The organism is Planktosalinus lacus, from assembly GCF_014640155.1.
In the GTDB taxonomy this organism is placed as follows: domain Bacteria; phylum Bacteroidota; class Bacteroidia; order Flavobacteriales; family Flavobacteriaceae; genus Planktosalinus; species Planktosalinus lacus.
In genome coordinates, this window is sequence record NZ_BMGK01000004.1 from 251,786 (window position 1) to 266,347 (window position 14,562).

The 14,562-nt window shown below is 36.2% G+C and carries 15 protein-coding genes; 9 read left to right on the forward strand and 6 right to left on the reverse strand.

The genetic code is table 11. From position 1 onward, the window contains the following. Positions 1-58: 58 nt before the first annotated feature. Positions 59-448, forward strand: a complete 390-nt coding sequence (locus IEV69_RS06460) for a DUF423 domain-containing protein (protein ID WP_188440659.1) — start codon at positions 59-61, stop codon at positions 446-448. A 76-nt stretch (positions 449-524) separates the two neighbouring features. Next, complete coding sequence (gene pckA, locus IEV69_RS06465; RefSeq protein WP_188440661.1) at positions 525-2,123, forward strand: phosphoenolpyruvate carboxykinase (ATP); 1,599 nt, start codon at positions 525-527, stop codon at positions 2,121-2,123. 67 nt (positions 2,124-2,190) lie between these two features. Here pckA and IEV69_RS06470 read toward each other — a convergent pair whose 3' ends face one another. Both IEV69_RS06470 and IEV69_RS06475 read right to left on the reverse strand, forming a co-directional pair. Beyond that, a complete protein-coding gene (locus IEV69_RS06470; protein ID WP_188440663.1) occupies positions 2,191-2,940 on the reverse strand; it encodes a uroporphyrinogen-III synthase in 750 nt (249 codons plus the stop codon). Between the two features lie 30 nt (positions 2,941-2,970). Then, entirely contained in the window at positions 2,971-3,630 is a 660-nt protein-coding gene (locus IEV69_RS06475) for a DUF4271 domain-containing protein (protein ID WP_229741372.1), read from the reverse strand. 118 nt (positions 3,631-3,748) lie between these two features. Here IEV69_RS06475 and IEV69_RS06480 point away from each other — a divergent pair, with 118 nt between their 5' ends. The 3 genes from IEV69_RS06480 to IEV69_RS06490 are packed head-to-tail and all read left to right on the forward strand — an operon-like array spanning position 3,749 to position 6,317. Then, positions 3,749-4,480 carry a polyprenol monophosphomannose synthase gene (locus IEV69_RS06480; protein WP_188440667.1) on the forward strand — a complete coding sequence of 244 codons (732 nt, stop codon included), beginning with the start codon at positions 3,749-3,751 and terminating at the stop codon, positions 4,478-4,480. Between the two features lie 3 nt (positions 4,481-4,483). Next, positions 4,484-5,824: a dihydroorotase gene (locus tag IEV69_RS06485; protein ID WP_188440677.1), complete on the forward strand. Its 1,341-nt coding sequence runs from the start codon at positions 4,484-4,486 to the stop codon at positions 5,822-5,824. Beyond that, the gene (locus tag IEV69_RS06490; protein ID WP_188440679.1) at positions 5,796-6,317 is read left to right on the forward strand and encodes a DUF4296 domain-containing protein; all 522 of its coding nucleotides are present in this window, start codon (positions 5,796-5,798) and stop codon (positions 6,315-6,317) included. Before IEV69_RS06485 ends, IEV69_RS06490 begins: the two co-directional genes overlap by 29 nt. On the opposite strand, the gene IEV69_RS06495 is transcribed toward IEV69_RS06490, so the two are convergent. After that, positions 6,314-7,360 carry an NAD-dependent epimerase/dehydratase family protein gene (locus tag IEV69_RS06495; RefSeq protein ID WP_229741374.1) on the reverse strand — a complete coding sequence of 349 codons (1,047 nt, stop codon included), beginning with the start codon at positions 7,358-7,360 and terminating at the stop codon, positions 6,314-6,316. The genes IEV69_RS06490 and IEV69_RS06495 overlap by 4 nt on opposite strands. A gap of 41 nt (positions 7,361-7,401) precedes the next feature. Between IEV69_RS06495 and tyrS the strand changes: the two genes are divergently transcribed. Further along, the gene (tyrS, locus tag IEV69_RS06500) at positions 7,402-8,697 is read left to right on the forward strand and encodes a tyrosine--tRNA ligase (RefSeq protein ID WP_188440681.1); all 1,296 of its coding nucleotides are present in this window, start codon (positions 7,402-7,404) and stop codon (positions 8,695-8,697) included. Positions 8,698-8,861: 164 nt separating this feature from the next. Here tyrS and IEV69_RS06505 read toward each other — a convergent pair whose 3' ends face one another. Next, positions 8,862-9,836, reverse strand: a complete 975-nt coding sequence (locus tag IEV69_RS06505) for a LuxE/PaaK family acyltransferase (RefSeq protein WP_188440683.1) — start codon at positions 9,834-9,836, stop codon at positions 8,862-8,864. A gap of 77 nt (positions 9,837-9,913) precedes the next feature. Further along, positions 9,914-10,768 carry a T9SS type A sorting domain-containing protein gene (locus tag IEV69_RS06510; protein WP_188440685.1) on the reverse strand — a complete coding sequence of 285 codons (855 nt, stop codon included), beginning with the start codon at positions 10,766-10,768 and terminating at the stop codon, positions 9,914-9,916. Between the two features lie 273 nt (positions 10,769-11,041). On the opposite strand from IEV69_RS06510, the gene IEV69_RS06515 reads away from it, so the two are divergent. Together IEV69_RS06515 and IEV69_RS06520 are read left to right on the forward strand one after the other, a co-directional pair. After that, positions 11,042-11,725 carry a response regulator transcription factor gene (locus IEV69_RS06515; RefSeq protein WP_188440687.1) on the forward strand — a complete coding sequence of 228 codons (684 nt, stop codon included), beginning with the start codon at positions 11,042-11,044 and terminating at the stop codon, positions 11,723-11,725. Beyond that, positions 11,725-12,768 (forward strand): sensor histidine kinase, encoded by a 1,044-nt coding sequence (locus IEV69_RS06520; RefSeq protein ID WP_188440689.1) that lies wholly within the window; start codon positions 11,725-11,727, stop codon positions 12,766-12,768. Before IEV69_RS06515 ends, IEV69_RS06520 begins: the two co-directional genes overlap by 1 nt. Here the strand turns inward: IEV69_RS06520 and IEV69_RS06525 are convergent. Further along, positions 12,733-13,803, reverse strand: a complete 1,071-nt coding sequence (locus tag IEV69_RS06525; RefSeq protein ID WP_188440691.1) for a glycosyltransferase — start codon at positions 13,801-13,803, stop codon at positions 12,733-12,735. The two genes, IEV69_RS06520 and IEV69_RS06525, sit on opposite strands and share 36 nt — an antisense overlap. A 71-nt stretch (positions 13,804-13,874) precedes the next feature. Between IEV69_RS06525 and trmB the strand changes: the two genes are divergently transcribed. Beyond that, entirely contained in the window at positions 13,875-14,549 is a 675-nt protein-coding gene (trmB, locus tag IEV69_RS06530) for a tRNA (guanosine(46)-N7)-methyltransferase TrmB (protein WP_188440805.1), read from the forward strand. Positions 14,550-14,562: the final 13 nt, after the last annotated feature.

Consider the following 14,562-nt stretch of genomic DNA (forward strand, 5'->3'; position numbering starts at 1 on the left):
TATTAAGTTTCATCAGGTTACGAATGTACTAAATTGTGAACGTTTCAAAAAAAGAAGTATGCATAAAAATACAGTTATTTTAGGGGTTATATTTGCAATTCTCGCCGTTGTTTTAGGTGCCTTTGGTGCCCATGGATTAAAATCAATTTTATCAACTGAAGCACTGGCTACTTTTGAGGTGGGTGTGAGATATCAAATGTATCATGCACTGGCGTTGATTGTAGTTGGCCTTTCGGGAAAATTAACCGGGAAAATTGTATACACCCTAACAACCTTTTTTACACTTGGAATTCTCTTGTTCAGTGGGTCGATTTACCTGCTTTCGCTTCAAGATATTTTTACTGTAAACTTTTCCGGAATTGGCTTTATCACTCCTTTGGGCGGCACTTGTTTTATCCTTGGATGGTGTTATTTTTTGTGGAAAATTATTACGTTAAAGTCGATATAAATCTTCATTATTTAAGGGTTTTCTAGGTAAATATTTTATACTTTTGTAACCCACAACAAACATTTAAACAAAAGTTATGGTCAATAGTAACCAAGCAACTAAAACGATTTCGTTAGAACAATACGGAATCAAAAACGCAAAAGTTAACTACCAACTCTCTCCGGACGAACTCCACAAAATCACAATCGAAAAAGGCCAAGGCGTTGAAGCAAATTCAGGTGCACTGGCTGTCAATACTGGTGAGTTTACTGGACGTTCACCAAAAGACAGATTTATTGTAAAAGATGCTGTTACCGAAGATAAAGTGTGGTGGGGAAACATCAACATCCCTTTTGATACTCAAAAATTTGACAAACTTTACAATAAAGTTGTTGATTACCTTTCTGAAAAAGAACTTTTTGTGAGAGACAGCTATGCCTGTGCAGATCCCAATTATAAATTGAATATCAGGGTAATCAATGAATACCCCTGGTCAAACCTGTTTGCTCACAATATGTTTTTAAGGCCAGAAGAAAGTGAATTAACAACATTTGATCCAGAATGGACTGTGGTGAATGCGCCCGGATTTAATGCAGACCCTGAAGAAGACGGTACCAGACAACACAATTTTGCAATCTTAAACTTTACTAAAAAGATCGCCTTGATTGGCGGTACCGGTTATACAGGAGAAATCAAAAAAGGAATTTTCTCTGCACTGAATTTTATATTGCCCGTGTATAAAAACACGCTACCAATGCATTGTTCTGCCAATGTGGGTGAAAATGGGGAAACAGCAGTTTTCTTCGGACTTTCAGGTACCGGAAAAACAACTTTATCTGCTGACCCAAACCGAAAATTGATTGGTGACGACGAACACGGCTGGACGGCAGAAAACACAATCTTCAACTTTGAAGGCGGTTGTTATGCCAAAGTGATTAACTTAACTGAAGAGCAAGAGCCTGACATTTTCAGAGCCATTAAAAAAGGTGCCATTCTTGAAAACGTGATTATGGATAAAAATGGTGAAGTTGATTTTGAAAACATCACCATAACTCAAAACACACGTGTGAGTTATCCAATCTATCACATAGACAACATTCAAATTCCCTCGATTGGCCATAATCCAAAAAATATATTCTTTTTAACTGCCGATGCCTTTGGTGTATTGCCTCCCATCTCAAAGTTAACTCCGGGTCAGGCTGCTTATCACTTCATAAGTGGTTACACAGCAAAAGTAGCAGGTACTGAAGCAGGTGTGGATGAACCTACACCCAATTTCTCTGCGTGTTTTGGAGCGCCATTTATGCCGTTACATCCAACAGAATATGCCGAGATGTTAAGTAAAAAAATGAAGGAGACAGGAGTGAATGTATGGCTTGTAAATACCGGGTGGACCGGAGGTCCCTATGGTGTTGGAAGTCGTATGAAACTTAAATTTACACGTGCCATGATTACTGCAGCGCTTGAGGGTGAGCTTGAACATGTTGAATTTGAAAATCACCCATTATTTGGACTATCAATGCCCACTTCTTGTCCCAATGTACCCGATGAAATTTTAAACCCAAGAAACACCTGGAAAAATCTTAAATCTTATGATGTACAGGCGAAAGAACTGGCAGCTTCCTTTAGGGAGAACTTTGCCAAATTTGAATCTTATGCCAATGCGGAGATTATGGGTGGAGCGCCGATGGGATAATTAAAATTAAAACAAATAAAAAAGCGGCACTTTTTCAAGTGCCGCTTTTTTTATAACTATATACCTTTTACTTTTTCTTGTTAGCTTCAACAATATATTTCTCCAATGCCATGGTCATTGAGGGTGTCTCAGGAGTGGGCGCATGAATATCAACGCGCAAACCGCTTTCTTTGGCCGCCTGAACAGTGGTGTTACCAAACACGGCAATACGGGTATCGTTTTGTTTAAAATCAGGGAAATTTTCCAATAGTGATTTGATTCCGCTGGGGCTAAAAAATACCAGGATGTCATAATACACATCTTTCAAATCTGAAAGGTCACTTACCACTGTTTTATAGAATGTGGCTTGTTTCCATTTTACTTTCAACGAGTTTAAGATTTCGGGTACTTCCGGTTTTAAAACGTCTGAACAAGGCAATAAAAAATTCTCATTTTTATATTTTTTGATCATCGGTGAAAGTTCTGAAAAAGTGCGCTTGCCAACATAAATCTTTCGTTTTCGATAGACCACATACTTTTGCAGATAAAAAGCAACGGCTTCAGACAGACAAAAATACTTTAAAGTATCGGGCACTTTAAATCGCATTTCTTCAGCAATTCTGAAAAAATGATCTACAGAGTTTCTACTTGTAAGAATGATTGCGGTATAGTTGTTTAAATCAACTTTTTGCGCTCTAACATCTTTACTGGAAACACCTTCAACATGAATAAATGGTCTGAAGTCAATTTTTACTTTTTGCTTTTCAACAAGCTCAAAGTAAGGTGAGTTTTCGATTTTAGGTTCTGGTTGGGAAACCAAAATTGTTTTCACTTTCATAAACCTGGTTGTTTTTTTAGTTAAAAAACCTCACTGCGTCATTACTATTTTATAGATCACAAAATAGGGTGAAATTTCAAGTGCGCAAAGATATAAAATAAAATAAAACAAATGGTTGCTTATTAGCTTTTCATAAGTTTTATAACTGTAAAGGAGTGAAATGAGGTTTAAAAGTAACACTATTACTAAAACAGCAATAAAAGCATTGGTGCCCGCATTGACTGCATACATAAATAGCATATTTATCAACAGTAATAAAATGGCTATCAGGTTTCTATAGGTCAATTTGTGATATAAATATTGATTGATATGGGTGTCTATCGAAAAAAGATTTGCGATTAGCTTTTCTATGTAAAACTTTAATCCTATAAAAATTGTATAAAACCCTGAAATCTGAATAAATACCAATGTATCTTGAAGTGTGACCGATTCAAAAAAATGAGCAAAAAATAAAAATAAAAATAAGGATACAGAAAGTATTTGAACCAGTAACAACAACACATTGAATGGTTTAAATATTTCTGAGTTTTTTCCTTGTACCAAAAAATATTTATTAGAAACTATCAGAAAAATAAATTCATTAAATCGCGGACTGTTTAAAAGTTTGGCTGCTGCCATCAATACAAAACACGCAAATACCAGCAAGGTCATCCAGTCAGGTATTGATATATTTTGCAATAGTATAATCACATTAAACATTTAAAAACGCAAATTTACTGTAAATTAAGAGCAAAATTATGGTGGTTATAACATTTTTTAAACTCCACTTCAAATTAAAATTAAGTACATTTGCGCAAAATTTTAGGGAATGTCCAAAGCATTAGTTGTCATACCTACTTATAATGAAATTGAGAACATTGAGCGTTTGCTGCGAAATGTTTTTTCACTTCAGCGAAAGTTTGAAGTACTTGTTGTAGATGACAACTCACCAGACCTGACCCATCTCAAGGTAAAAGAACTCCAAGAAGAATTTACTGAAGATTTGCATCTCTTGATAAGAAAAGGAAAAAGTGGTTTAGGCACAGCTTATATTGAAGGATTTAAATGGGCTTTAGCAAGAAAATATGAATATATTTTTGAAATGGATGCCGATTTTTCTCATAACCCCAACGATTTAATCCGGTTATACAATGCTTGCGATAAGCAAGCGTTTGACGTTGCTATTGGGTCGCGTTATGTAAAAGGAGTAAATGTTGTAAACTGGCCTATGAGTAGGGTTATGCTTTCGTGGCTGGCTTCAAAATATGTGCGTTTTATCACTCAGATGCCCATTTTTGACACTACCGCGGGTTTTGTTTGTTATCGCAGGAAAGTTTTGGAAACCATCAATCTTGACAAAATACAATTTGTGGGTTATGCGTTTCAAATAGAGATGAAGTTTAAAGCTTATTTAAGTCAATTTAAAATTATTGAAGTGCCAGTGATTTTTACAGACCGCACTAAAGGAGAGTCAAAGATGAGTGGGGGCATCATCAAAGAAGCAGTTTTTGGGGTCTTGTCAATGAAATTTAAAAGTTTATTTAACCGCTATGAAATTTAATTTATGCACACTGTTTTAATAAAAAACGCAAAAGTTGTAAACGAGGGCAGCATTCAAAATTGTGATGTGCTCATTCAAAATGAAGAGATTGTAGAAATTGCAGACAGCATCAGTGCAAAGTCATCAGATACTCAAATTATAGATGCTGAGGGCAATTATTTATTCCCGGGAATAATTGATGATCAAGTGCATTTCAGAGAACCCGGACTCACCCACAAAGCAACCATCGAAACAGAATCAAAAGCTGCCATTGCCGGGGGTATCACAAGTTTTATTGAAATGCCCAACACAATACCACAGGCCACAACCATAGAGTTGCTCGACGATAAATTTGAAATCGCCAAAAAAACTTCCTGGGCAAACTATTCATTTATGTTTGGGGGAACCAATGACAATTTAGACGAAATTTTAAAAGTAGATCCAAAAAAAGTAGCTGCTTTAAAAATCTTTTTGGGTTCATCCACCGGTAATATGCTGGTTGATGACCCCAAAGTGCTGGAAAACATTTTTTCCAAAACAAACTTGTTGATTGCGGTTCATTGTGAGGATGAAGCCACTATTAAATCAAATTTAGCTACTCATATTAAAACCTTTGGAGAAGATATTCCAATGGAGTATCATCCAAAAATAAGAAGTGAGGAAGCTTGCTATTTATCTTCCTCAAGCGCTATTGCATTGGCTAAAAAAACAGGCGCTAGACTGCATGTTTTCCATCTTTCAACAGCAAAGGAAACAGCTTTGTTTGACAATAAGTTACCCTTGGGAAAAAAGAAAATCACTGCAGAAGTATGCATTCATCATCTTTGGTTTAGCGATGAAGACTATAAGGAAAAGGGAACGTTTATAAAGTGGAATCCGGCTGTAAAAACTACTTCAGACCGTGAAGGTTTGTGGAAAGCCTTGCTGGATGACCGTATAGATGTTATCGCAACCGACCATGCACCCCATACCCTTGAAGAGAAGAAAAATGTGTATACAAAAGCTCCTTCCGGTGGGCCCTTGGTTCAGCATGCTTTGATCGCTATGCTAGAGAATTATCACCATGGAAAAATAAGCCTTGAAAAAATTGTCGAAAAAATGTGCCACAATCCGGCGATATTATTTCAAATTAAAAACAGGGGTTTTATCAAAAAAGGTTTTAAAGCTGATTTGGTTTTGGTAGATTTACATGCTCCCTGGACGGTGAATAAAAGTAATATTTTGTATAAATGTGGTTGGTCGCCTTTTGAAGGGTTTACTTTTAAATCAAGAGTAACACACACCTTAGTGAATGGTAAAGTGGTGTATAACAATACAAAATTTGCAAAAACAAGCAATGCGCAACAACTTGAATTTAACAGATAGTCTTCAATCACTTTATAAGACATTCGATCTCTTCTTTTGGGGAATGGGCTTTTTATTTTTGGTGAGTTGTCAAACTATTGAAAAAAAAGAGAAACCCCAAAACCTGATTCCTAAAGATAAAATGGTCGAAGTGCTTATTGATGTGCATTTGTTTAATGCTGCAAAAAGTGTGAACCGCCTCCCGCTTCAGCAAACCGGTATGACACCTCATCAGTTTATATATGAAAAACATGATATAGACAGTCTCACTTATGAGCAAAGCAATGCTTACTATGGTGCTGACCTCGATACATATGAAGCAATTCACGCAAAAGTCAAAGCACAACTTGAACAAAGAAAAACCGTGGTAGACACTACTATTGCACAAAAAAAAAGAGCCCAAGACTCTTTAAAGTTTATTCAGGACTCTATTAAACTTCAGAGATTAAACATTAAATCTGATGACCCTCCGGTAATCCAATCCATTCAAGAAATAAACCGCGATTCAATTTAAGTTGTTTTATCCTTTAAAAAATTTTCAGCACTTGTTTTAATTGTTTCTTCCAAAGGAATGAAGTTATAATTTAATTTGTTTACGATTTTAGCATTACTATAGAGCCGTTTTTTTGACAAGGATTCTGCCGTTGTTTTAAAAAGCATTTGTTTGGTGCCTGTGAGTAGGCTTTTAATATAATCCAACCTGCTAATCAAAGAAAGCATCCACGGCTGAAGCAGTTTGCCCGGCGGTTTTTTATTTAAAGCCAGTGCCACTTTTGTTAAGAGCTTTTGATAAGATGTGTTTTCTGAGATAAGTATAAAACGTTCATTTTTACAATCACTTTTCATCAGCTTCAAAGCAATTCTTACAACATCAATGACGTCCACAAAACCCATTTCCCCTTTTGTGTGGTATGAAAGTCCGTTATAAACCTTTTTGAACAATACACCGGTTCCTTTATTCCAGAACCCACTTCCTAAAATTACCCCGGGATTAAGAATAACTGCATCAAGACCTTCCTGAGTTCCTCTCCATACCTCCATTTCAGCACCATATTTTGAAATGGCATACACATTATTGTCCTCATCCGGATTCCAGTTTTGATCTTCAGTTACTGCTCCATTTGTAACTTTTCCCAATGTAGCAATACTGCTGAAATGACACAGTTTTCTTACATTAAAAGACAAACAAAGATTTACGATATTGGCTGTACCTTCTATGTTTGAATTTTTGAGTTTTTGAAAGTTCTTTGGGTCAAAACTCACATAGGCAGCAGCGTGGTAAACAACTTCAACATCTTTAAATGCAACAGTCAATGCAGGAATATCATTCAGGTTTGCTTCTACCCATTCAATATGATTAAAAATAGTATGGGGTTGGTTTGTAAAATATCCGAACAGCTGTTTTACAGCTTCCAGGTCACTGTTTTTTCTGTGAATAGCTCTCACTTTGTGACCCTCTTGAATTAAAAAGTAGAGCAAATGTGCTCCAACAAGACCTGTTCCGCCGGTTACTAATATCATTTTACTAAAATACTCTTTTTTGAAATTCTGCTTCATCTTTTAAGCGATAAATCTATCTTTGCAAAAACATTTTTCAGATGCCGAATAATTTTGTAACAGAATTGCAGTGGCGTGAAATGATTCACGACCTAATGCCAGGAACAGAAGAATATTTAATGCAAGAAATGCGCACCGCTTATGTTGGGTTTGATCCAACAGCAGATTCTTTACATGTAGGGCATTTGGTGCCAATTATGCTTTTGGCTCATTACCAAAGAGCAGGACACAAACCCATAGCACTTGTGGGGGGAGCTACTGGTATGATCGGTGATCCATCAGGCAAATCAACTGAGCGCAATTTACTTGACGAAGAAACCCTCAAACACAATCAAAATGCAATAAAAAAGCAACTCTCTCAATTTTTGGATTTTAATTCCAAGGAAGCCAATGCAGCCGTATTAGCAAACAACTATGACTGGATGAAAGAATTCACCTTTTTGGATTTCATTAGAGATATAGGCAAGCATATTACCGTAAATTACATGATGTCTAAGGACTCTGTAAAAAAACGGCTTACCGGTGAAGACAGTGAAGGCATGTCATTTACAGAGTTTACTTATCAACTGGTTCAGGGTTATGATTTTCTGGAGTTATATAGAACCCACAACTGTACCTTTCAAATGGGTGGAAGTGACCAATGGGGAAATATCACTACCGGAACAGAGCTCATAAGACGCATTGCCGGTGGAAAAGGCTATGCGCTTACCTGCCCTTTGATAACCAAGGCTGATGGGACTAAATTTGGAAAAAGTGAAGGGGGCAACGTTTGGCTGGACCCTAACCGCACGTCACCATATAAATTTTACCAGTACTGGCTGAATACAAGTGATGAAGATGCCGAAAAGTACATTAAGATATTTACTTTTTTATCAAAACAAGAAATTGAAACCTTAACCGAAGAACACAAAACAGCGCCTCATTTAAGACAACTTCAAAAACGCTTATCTGAAGAGATGACTGTTATGGTGCATTCACAAGAAGAACTTGAAAATGCCATTACGGCATCAGGTATTTTATTTGGCAATTCAACTTCTGGAGATTTAAAAAAATTAAACGAAGCTACATTTTTGGATGTTTTTGATGGTGTGCCTCAAGCTGAGGTTTCTCTTACAGTGATCCGTGAAGGTATAGATATTATTGCGGCATTGTCTGCAGAAAGTGGTTTTTTAAAATCAAACAGTGAAGCCAGAAGAGCATTGAAAGAAAACTCAATTTCTGTTAATAAAGAAAAAGTAACCGAAGATTATACACTTTCAGAAAAGGACCTTATCAATTCAAAATTTGTTTTGCTGCAAAGAGGAAAGAAAAATTATTTTATCTTAAGGGTTGTTTAAAGAAAGAAGCCCTTGGAAGAGTTTTCCAAGGGCTTCAATCAACTAACTAACCAAAATGTGAAAGCCTGAAAAAGGGAATTAATAACATTCATAGAACTTTCACACTATCAGTCGCCAACTTGTATTTTTTATTACATTTTTTAAGAATAAAATAACATATCCTGTCATAATACTAATAAATTACACCCTCTAATATCGCTGGAATCAAACCTGCCAAGGACTTCAAAGCTACCATCATTGTAAATTTTTCCCAGATCCTGAGTTGCTATAAAAGAACAGGAGTTATAATTAGCAAGATCAATAACATTTATGCCACCATTTTGATTTTGAATTAATGTGAGTGCATCTTCTGTATCCCGAGTGAATACCTTCATCCAGGGTGGTGTGAAAAATCTCCCGTTCCCTCTGGAATAAGCCTGTGAAAGCAATTCAGTCATTCCATATTCACTGTGAATTTGAGAAACACCAAATCCTTTTTGTAACAAAGAATGCAATTCACTTCTCACTAACTCCTTCCTTCTGCCTTTCATTCCGCCGGTTTCCATAATTACTGTATGCTGTAAATCAAAGGAATGTTTTTCTATAAGATCAAGCAATGCAAACGAAACTCCTATCAAAAGTATCTTTTGACCGGAACTGTCAAGTGTGTGTAATTTTTCAGCAAGTAATTCATATTGATTCAGGTAAAACCCACTTTCTGGGTGACGGCTTTGTAGAATGAAATCATTCACCATGTAAATTAATGAAGACCCTTGTCTTTCAAGGTAAGAAGGCAATAGACCAAGTACACAATAGTCTTCGATCGCCCCATAAAAATGGTGAAATGCCTTTCGGAAACTGGATTCATAAACACTTAAATCTGTAACATAGTGTTTACTTGTTTTTAAGCCCGTAGTACCGCTGCTGCTGAAAACTGCTTCGTGTTTACCGGCAGTTGAAAGAATTGTCTTTGACTTAAAAAATTCGATGGGAAGAAACGGGATATCCTCAATTTTTTTAATATCAGCCGGATGTTTGTACAACAAGTCACAAAATGACCGATACACAGTGTTGTTATCAAACTGATATTGAAAAACCTCCAAGGCTTTCTGTTCAAAATCCTTTGCGGAACTGATTGTGAAAATTGAATCCAAATTCATTTATAAGACAGACTTACATAAATAAAAAAAGCTTCCGCAATTTACGGAAGCTTTTCAAATTGTTTAAGTTATAAACCTTAGTTTACAATTAATTTTTTTGTAGAAGTTGAATTATTCTGTGTAACCTGAACTAAATAAATTCCAGATTTCAAATTAGAAACATTCAATCTATTGTCTGAAATGGTTCTAGAAAGTACTTGCTTTCCTAATACATCAAAAACGTTCACCTGAATTGGTTGGTTTGTATTTGTCTGGATTGAAACCACGCCATTTCTAGTTGGGTTAGGATATAAGTTGAAAGATGTTTCTAAGTTATCACCTAAAGAAAGTGTTCTGGTGTAAGTTCCAATTGGCCAAGGATTCGCAGCAGTACTGTTTGATGTTTCACCGTCATTGGCATCAACACCACTGAAAAACCAGCTGTCAAGTTCAAAAGTTGATCCATCAGGACCCGTGTCGTCAATTCTGTAAGCCCAACCATCAAGATGGTCCCAAGGTTCACCTGATCCATCTACATCAATATCACCAAGTATATCAATTACATCCCCGGTAATGTTTCCTCCACCATCATCTACAACATTGCCAAATAGTTCAATAGCATCATCACCATTTATATTAGCAACCTCACCAACAAACGTTGGCGCTACATCAAAATAATTTTCAAATTCTACAGCTTCAGAAGCTACCCAAATATAATCGCCTGCAGTTGCAGAGCCTTCAAAAACTAATTCAACTCCATCTGTACCGCCACCGTTATTGGCAGAACCAACACCATAGGCACTTAAATCAGGAATATCATTAATCACATAAATTTCAATTGCTTTTGGAAGACCACCCGGAAGTGGACCGTCAAACACACCTGTCAAGACCATATCCTGAGCAGACATATTTACTGCAAATAATATTGCAAATAATAAAGTAATTTTTTTCATTGTTTAAGATGTTTAATTAAGTATGCAAATATATAAAGATTGATTGTTAAATCTATGAAAATAGTAGTGTTTTTAATGTAGGTTAACGAAAAAATAACATGTTAAAATACGCTTTTTGTAAATCTACTTATAATAGCCTCACCCAATTATAGCAAAAATACTGCCATAAACCCCATGTTACTTTAATGTTATTATTGCAATTTCTCATTACAAGAAAAAACAATTTAGTTGTATCTTTACTTTATAAAAATATTTTCTTAATTATTTTGAAACATGAAGAAAAAAGACATCAAAATTTTATTGGTTGATGATGAACCGGACATTTTGGAGATTGTTGAATACAACCTCTCCTCAGAAGGATATCAGGTATTCACAGCTGAAAATGGTGTTGAAGCCATTAAAAAAGCTAAAAAATACCAACCACATTTAATCATACTTGATGTAATGATGCCCGAAATGGATGGCATTGAAGCTTGTGAAAATCTAAGAAGTATCCCCGATTTATCTGAAACCATAATCACTTTTCTAACAGCCAGAGGAGAAGATTATTCTCAGGTAGCCGGATTTGAAGCAGGCGCAGACGATTACATCACTAAACCCATCAAACCAAAAGTTTTAGTCAGCAAAGTGAAAGCTTTATTGCGAAGATTTAAAGAAACAGGTGCTGAAGAGTCAACCGTAAATTTAGGTAACTTAACCATCAACCGTGAAGAGTATAAAGTAATCAAAAACAAAAAAGAAATAACGCTTCCGCGAAAAGAATTTGAACTCCTTGCACTACTAGCTTCCAAACCCGGAAAAGTTTTTAAACGTGAAGACATCCTTGATAAAGTGTGGGGCAACGAAGTGGTGGTTGGTGGCCGCACCATTGATGTGCACATCAGAAAACTGAGAGAAAAAATTGGCGATGACAGCTTTAAAACTGTAAAAGGTGTAGGCTATAAATTTGTTGTTTAATGACAAAAAAAATCAAAACAACATATCGTTTTGCCACAATTACCTCACTTTATATAACACTCATTTCCTCATTAAGTTATAGTGTGATAAGCATTTTAAACGAAGCGTTTATATTAACACACTTTCTGATATTTAGCGCAATTATTTACATTTTTTCATTCATCATTATTCAGCTCAGAGTCAAGCGATTCATATTCAAACAAGTAAAAAAAATCTACAATAATGTGAGTTTGCTGGATGCTTCAACACTTAAGCCCAGGCAAATTACAACCGATATGGATTCTTTGACAAGAGAAGTTGAGAAATTTGCCGAAAACAAAAAACTCGAAATCGAAACCCTTAAAGTGCGTGAAGAATACCGTAAAGAATTTATGGGCAATGTGGCACACGAGCTCAAAACGCCCCTCTTTACTGTTCAGGGATATATTCTGACACTACTTGATGGTGCCATGAAAGACAAATCGGTTAGGAAAAAATATTTACAAAGAGCCAGCAAAGGAGTAGACCGCCTCATTTACATTGTAAAAGATTTGGATATGATTACCAAGCTCGAGATGGGAGATTTGGTGCTTAACAAAGAAAAATTCAATATCATTGAGCTGGTTCAAAATGTATTTGACCTGCTGGAAATGAAAGCTGCCAAAAAAAATATCACACTCACTTTTGACCGAAAGTATGACAACTCCATTTTTGTCAATGCAGACAGAGAACGCATTCAACAAGTGGTAACCAATTTAATTGTCAACTCCGTTAAGTATGGTAAAGAAGGAGGCACTACTGAAATCAGCATCGAAGATTTAATCAAAAATAAGGTAATTGTTAGAATAACCGATAATGGTGAAGGAATTGCCAAAGAATATCTCACGCGTATTTTTGAACGCTTTTTCAGGGTTGACAAAAGTGGTTCACGTAAAGAGGGTGGCTCAGGATTGGGGCTTTCAATTGTTAAGCACATCATCGAAGCTCATAATGAAAAAATCTATGTAGAAAGTGAACTTGGAGTGGGCTCAGAGTTTTCTTTTACGCTCGAAAAGTCTAAATAACGAATTAAAGTCAACTTCCTGCTCCAAATTTTTTAAGCCACTGTAGTTTGCTATTTTATTTAATTTTTTGACGGTAAAGTCCTCTTGATTACAAAAAGGCACCACACCACTTTCATCCAGTCTTTTTGCCAAATATTCCTGTTCATATTGTCCCGGGGTGGGAATAAAAAAAGCTTTCTTTTCCATTACTGCCAAATCCATTATAGTGGTATAACCCGATCTTGAAATTATGAGTTCGCTTTCATTGATTGCCTTTTCAAGCGCTTTAGTACTCATAAAATTATATATCCTAAAGTTGCCCTTGTTATAACATTGTTGCTTTTCTTCTACTTTACCTAAAACAAAAAGCACTTTTTTGTCGGTTCCGTGCAATTCCTTCATCAACTTTTCTTCTAAATATGTGCGTTGCGGTTCGGGTCCGGAAAGTAGTGCAAGAATATCATACCGCTTCCTCAGGTGTAATTTGTTCATTCGGCTCAAAGGGCCCATATAACTTACCCCTAAAGGCAACTGTTCGGGGTGTCCCAATTTACCTGACAAATTTGCGGACCCCGCTAAATCGGGCACCCAGCACACATCAAACTTTCTAATAAAATCAAGATGGAGTTGTGTGCTCAACCAAGTAGTTGCACCAGTTAATACACTGAGCTGATGAGTTATAAAAGCTGACGGAATATTTTTATTTCTCACTCCTAATCTGTTGTCTGAGATAATTCCCTGAATTTGTTGATTGGCAACTAACTTTTTAACCAGCTTTTTTTCTGCTTTAATAGCTTTGAGCATTTTGGGGCTATCCAGCAATAACTTCCACTTAAATCCTGAAGCACTTTTAGAATAGGTGATATTGTAGGAGGGCAGTTCAATCGTTTCCAGTTCAGGAAATTCTTTTCGCAGCAATGCCAATGCAGCACCATCAGAAGCCAAAAGTGGTTTGTAATTGGTATCCAGTAAAGCATTAATGATAGGTATACAACGCGTAGCATGACCCAAACCCCAATTTAACGGAGCAACTAAAATTGTTTTCTTACCCTGCATAAAAACAAAGGTAATGATTATTGCAACTGCTTAGTATTTCCTTAATTTTGCCAAAACTTTATATAATTGTTGTGGGAAGTAAAAACAAACTCAAACGTTTTAAAGAAAACGAAACTTTTTCGAATGTCATTCAACCCACACGGGAAGAATTGACCAATGGCTCTTTTAGTTACAAAGGAAAATGGAACGAAACCTTTTTTAAAAACATCAACCCAATTGTTTTGGAACTGGGCTGTGGCAAAGGCGAATATTCAGTAGCGCTGGCACAACAAAACCCCGATAAAAATTTTATTGGCATAGACATCAAAGGGGCACGCTTTTGGCGCGGAGCCAAAACAGCATTGGAAGAAAACCTCAACAATGTTGCATTTGTGCGCACACAAATTGAACTCATCGATTTGGTTTTTGCTAAAGAAGAAGTTTCTGAAATATGGATTACGTTCCCCGATCCGCAAATCAAGTACAAACGCACCAAGCACCGAATGACCAATGAAGATTTTTTATCACGCTATAAAAAAGTGCTCAAACCGGATGGTATCATTCACTTAAAAACAGACAGCGAGTTTATGCACGGCTATACACTGGGCTTGCTTCACGGCTTAAACCATGAAGTGCTCTATGCCCATCACGATGTATACGGAAACGAATATAGCCCTCAAGAGGTGACCAATATTCAAACGTTTTATGAAAACCAGTATTTAGAGACCGGAAAAAAAATAACCTATATCAAATTTAAACTCACCTAAATAATTTTAATTA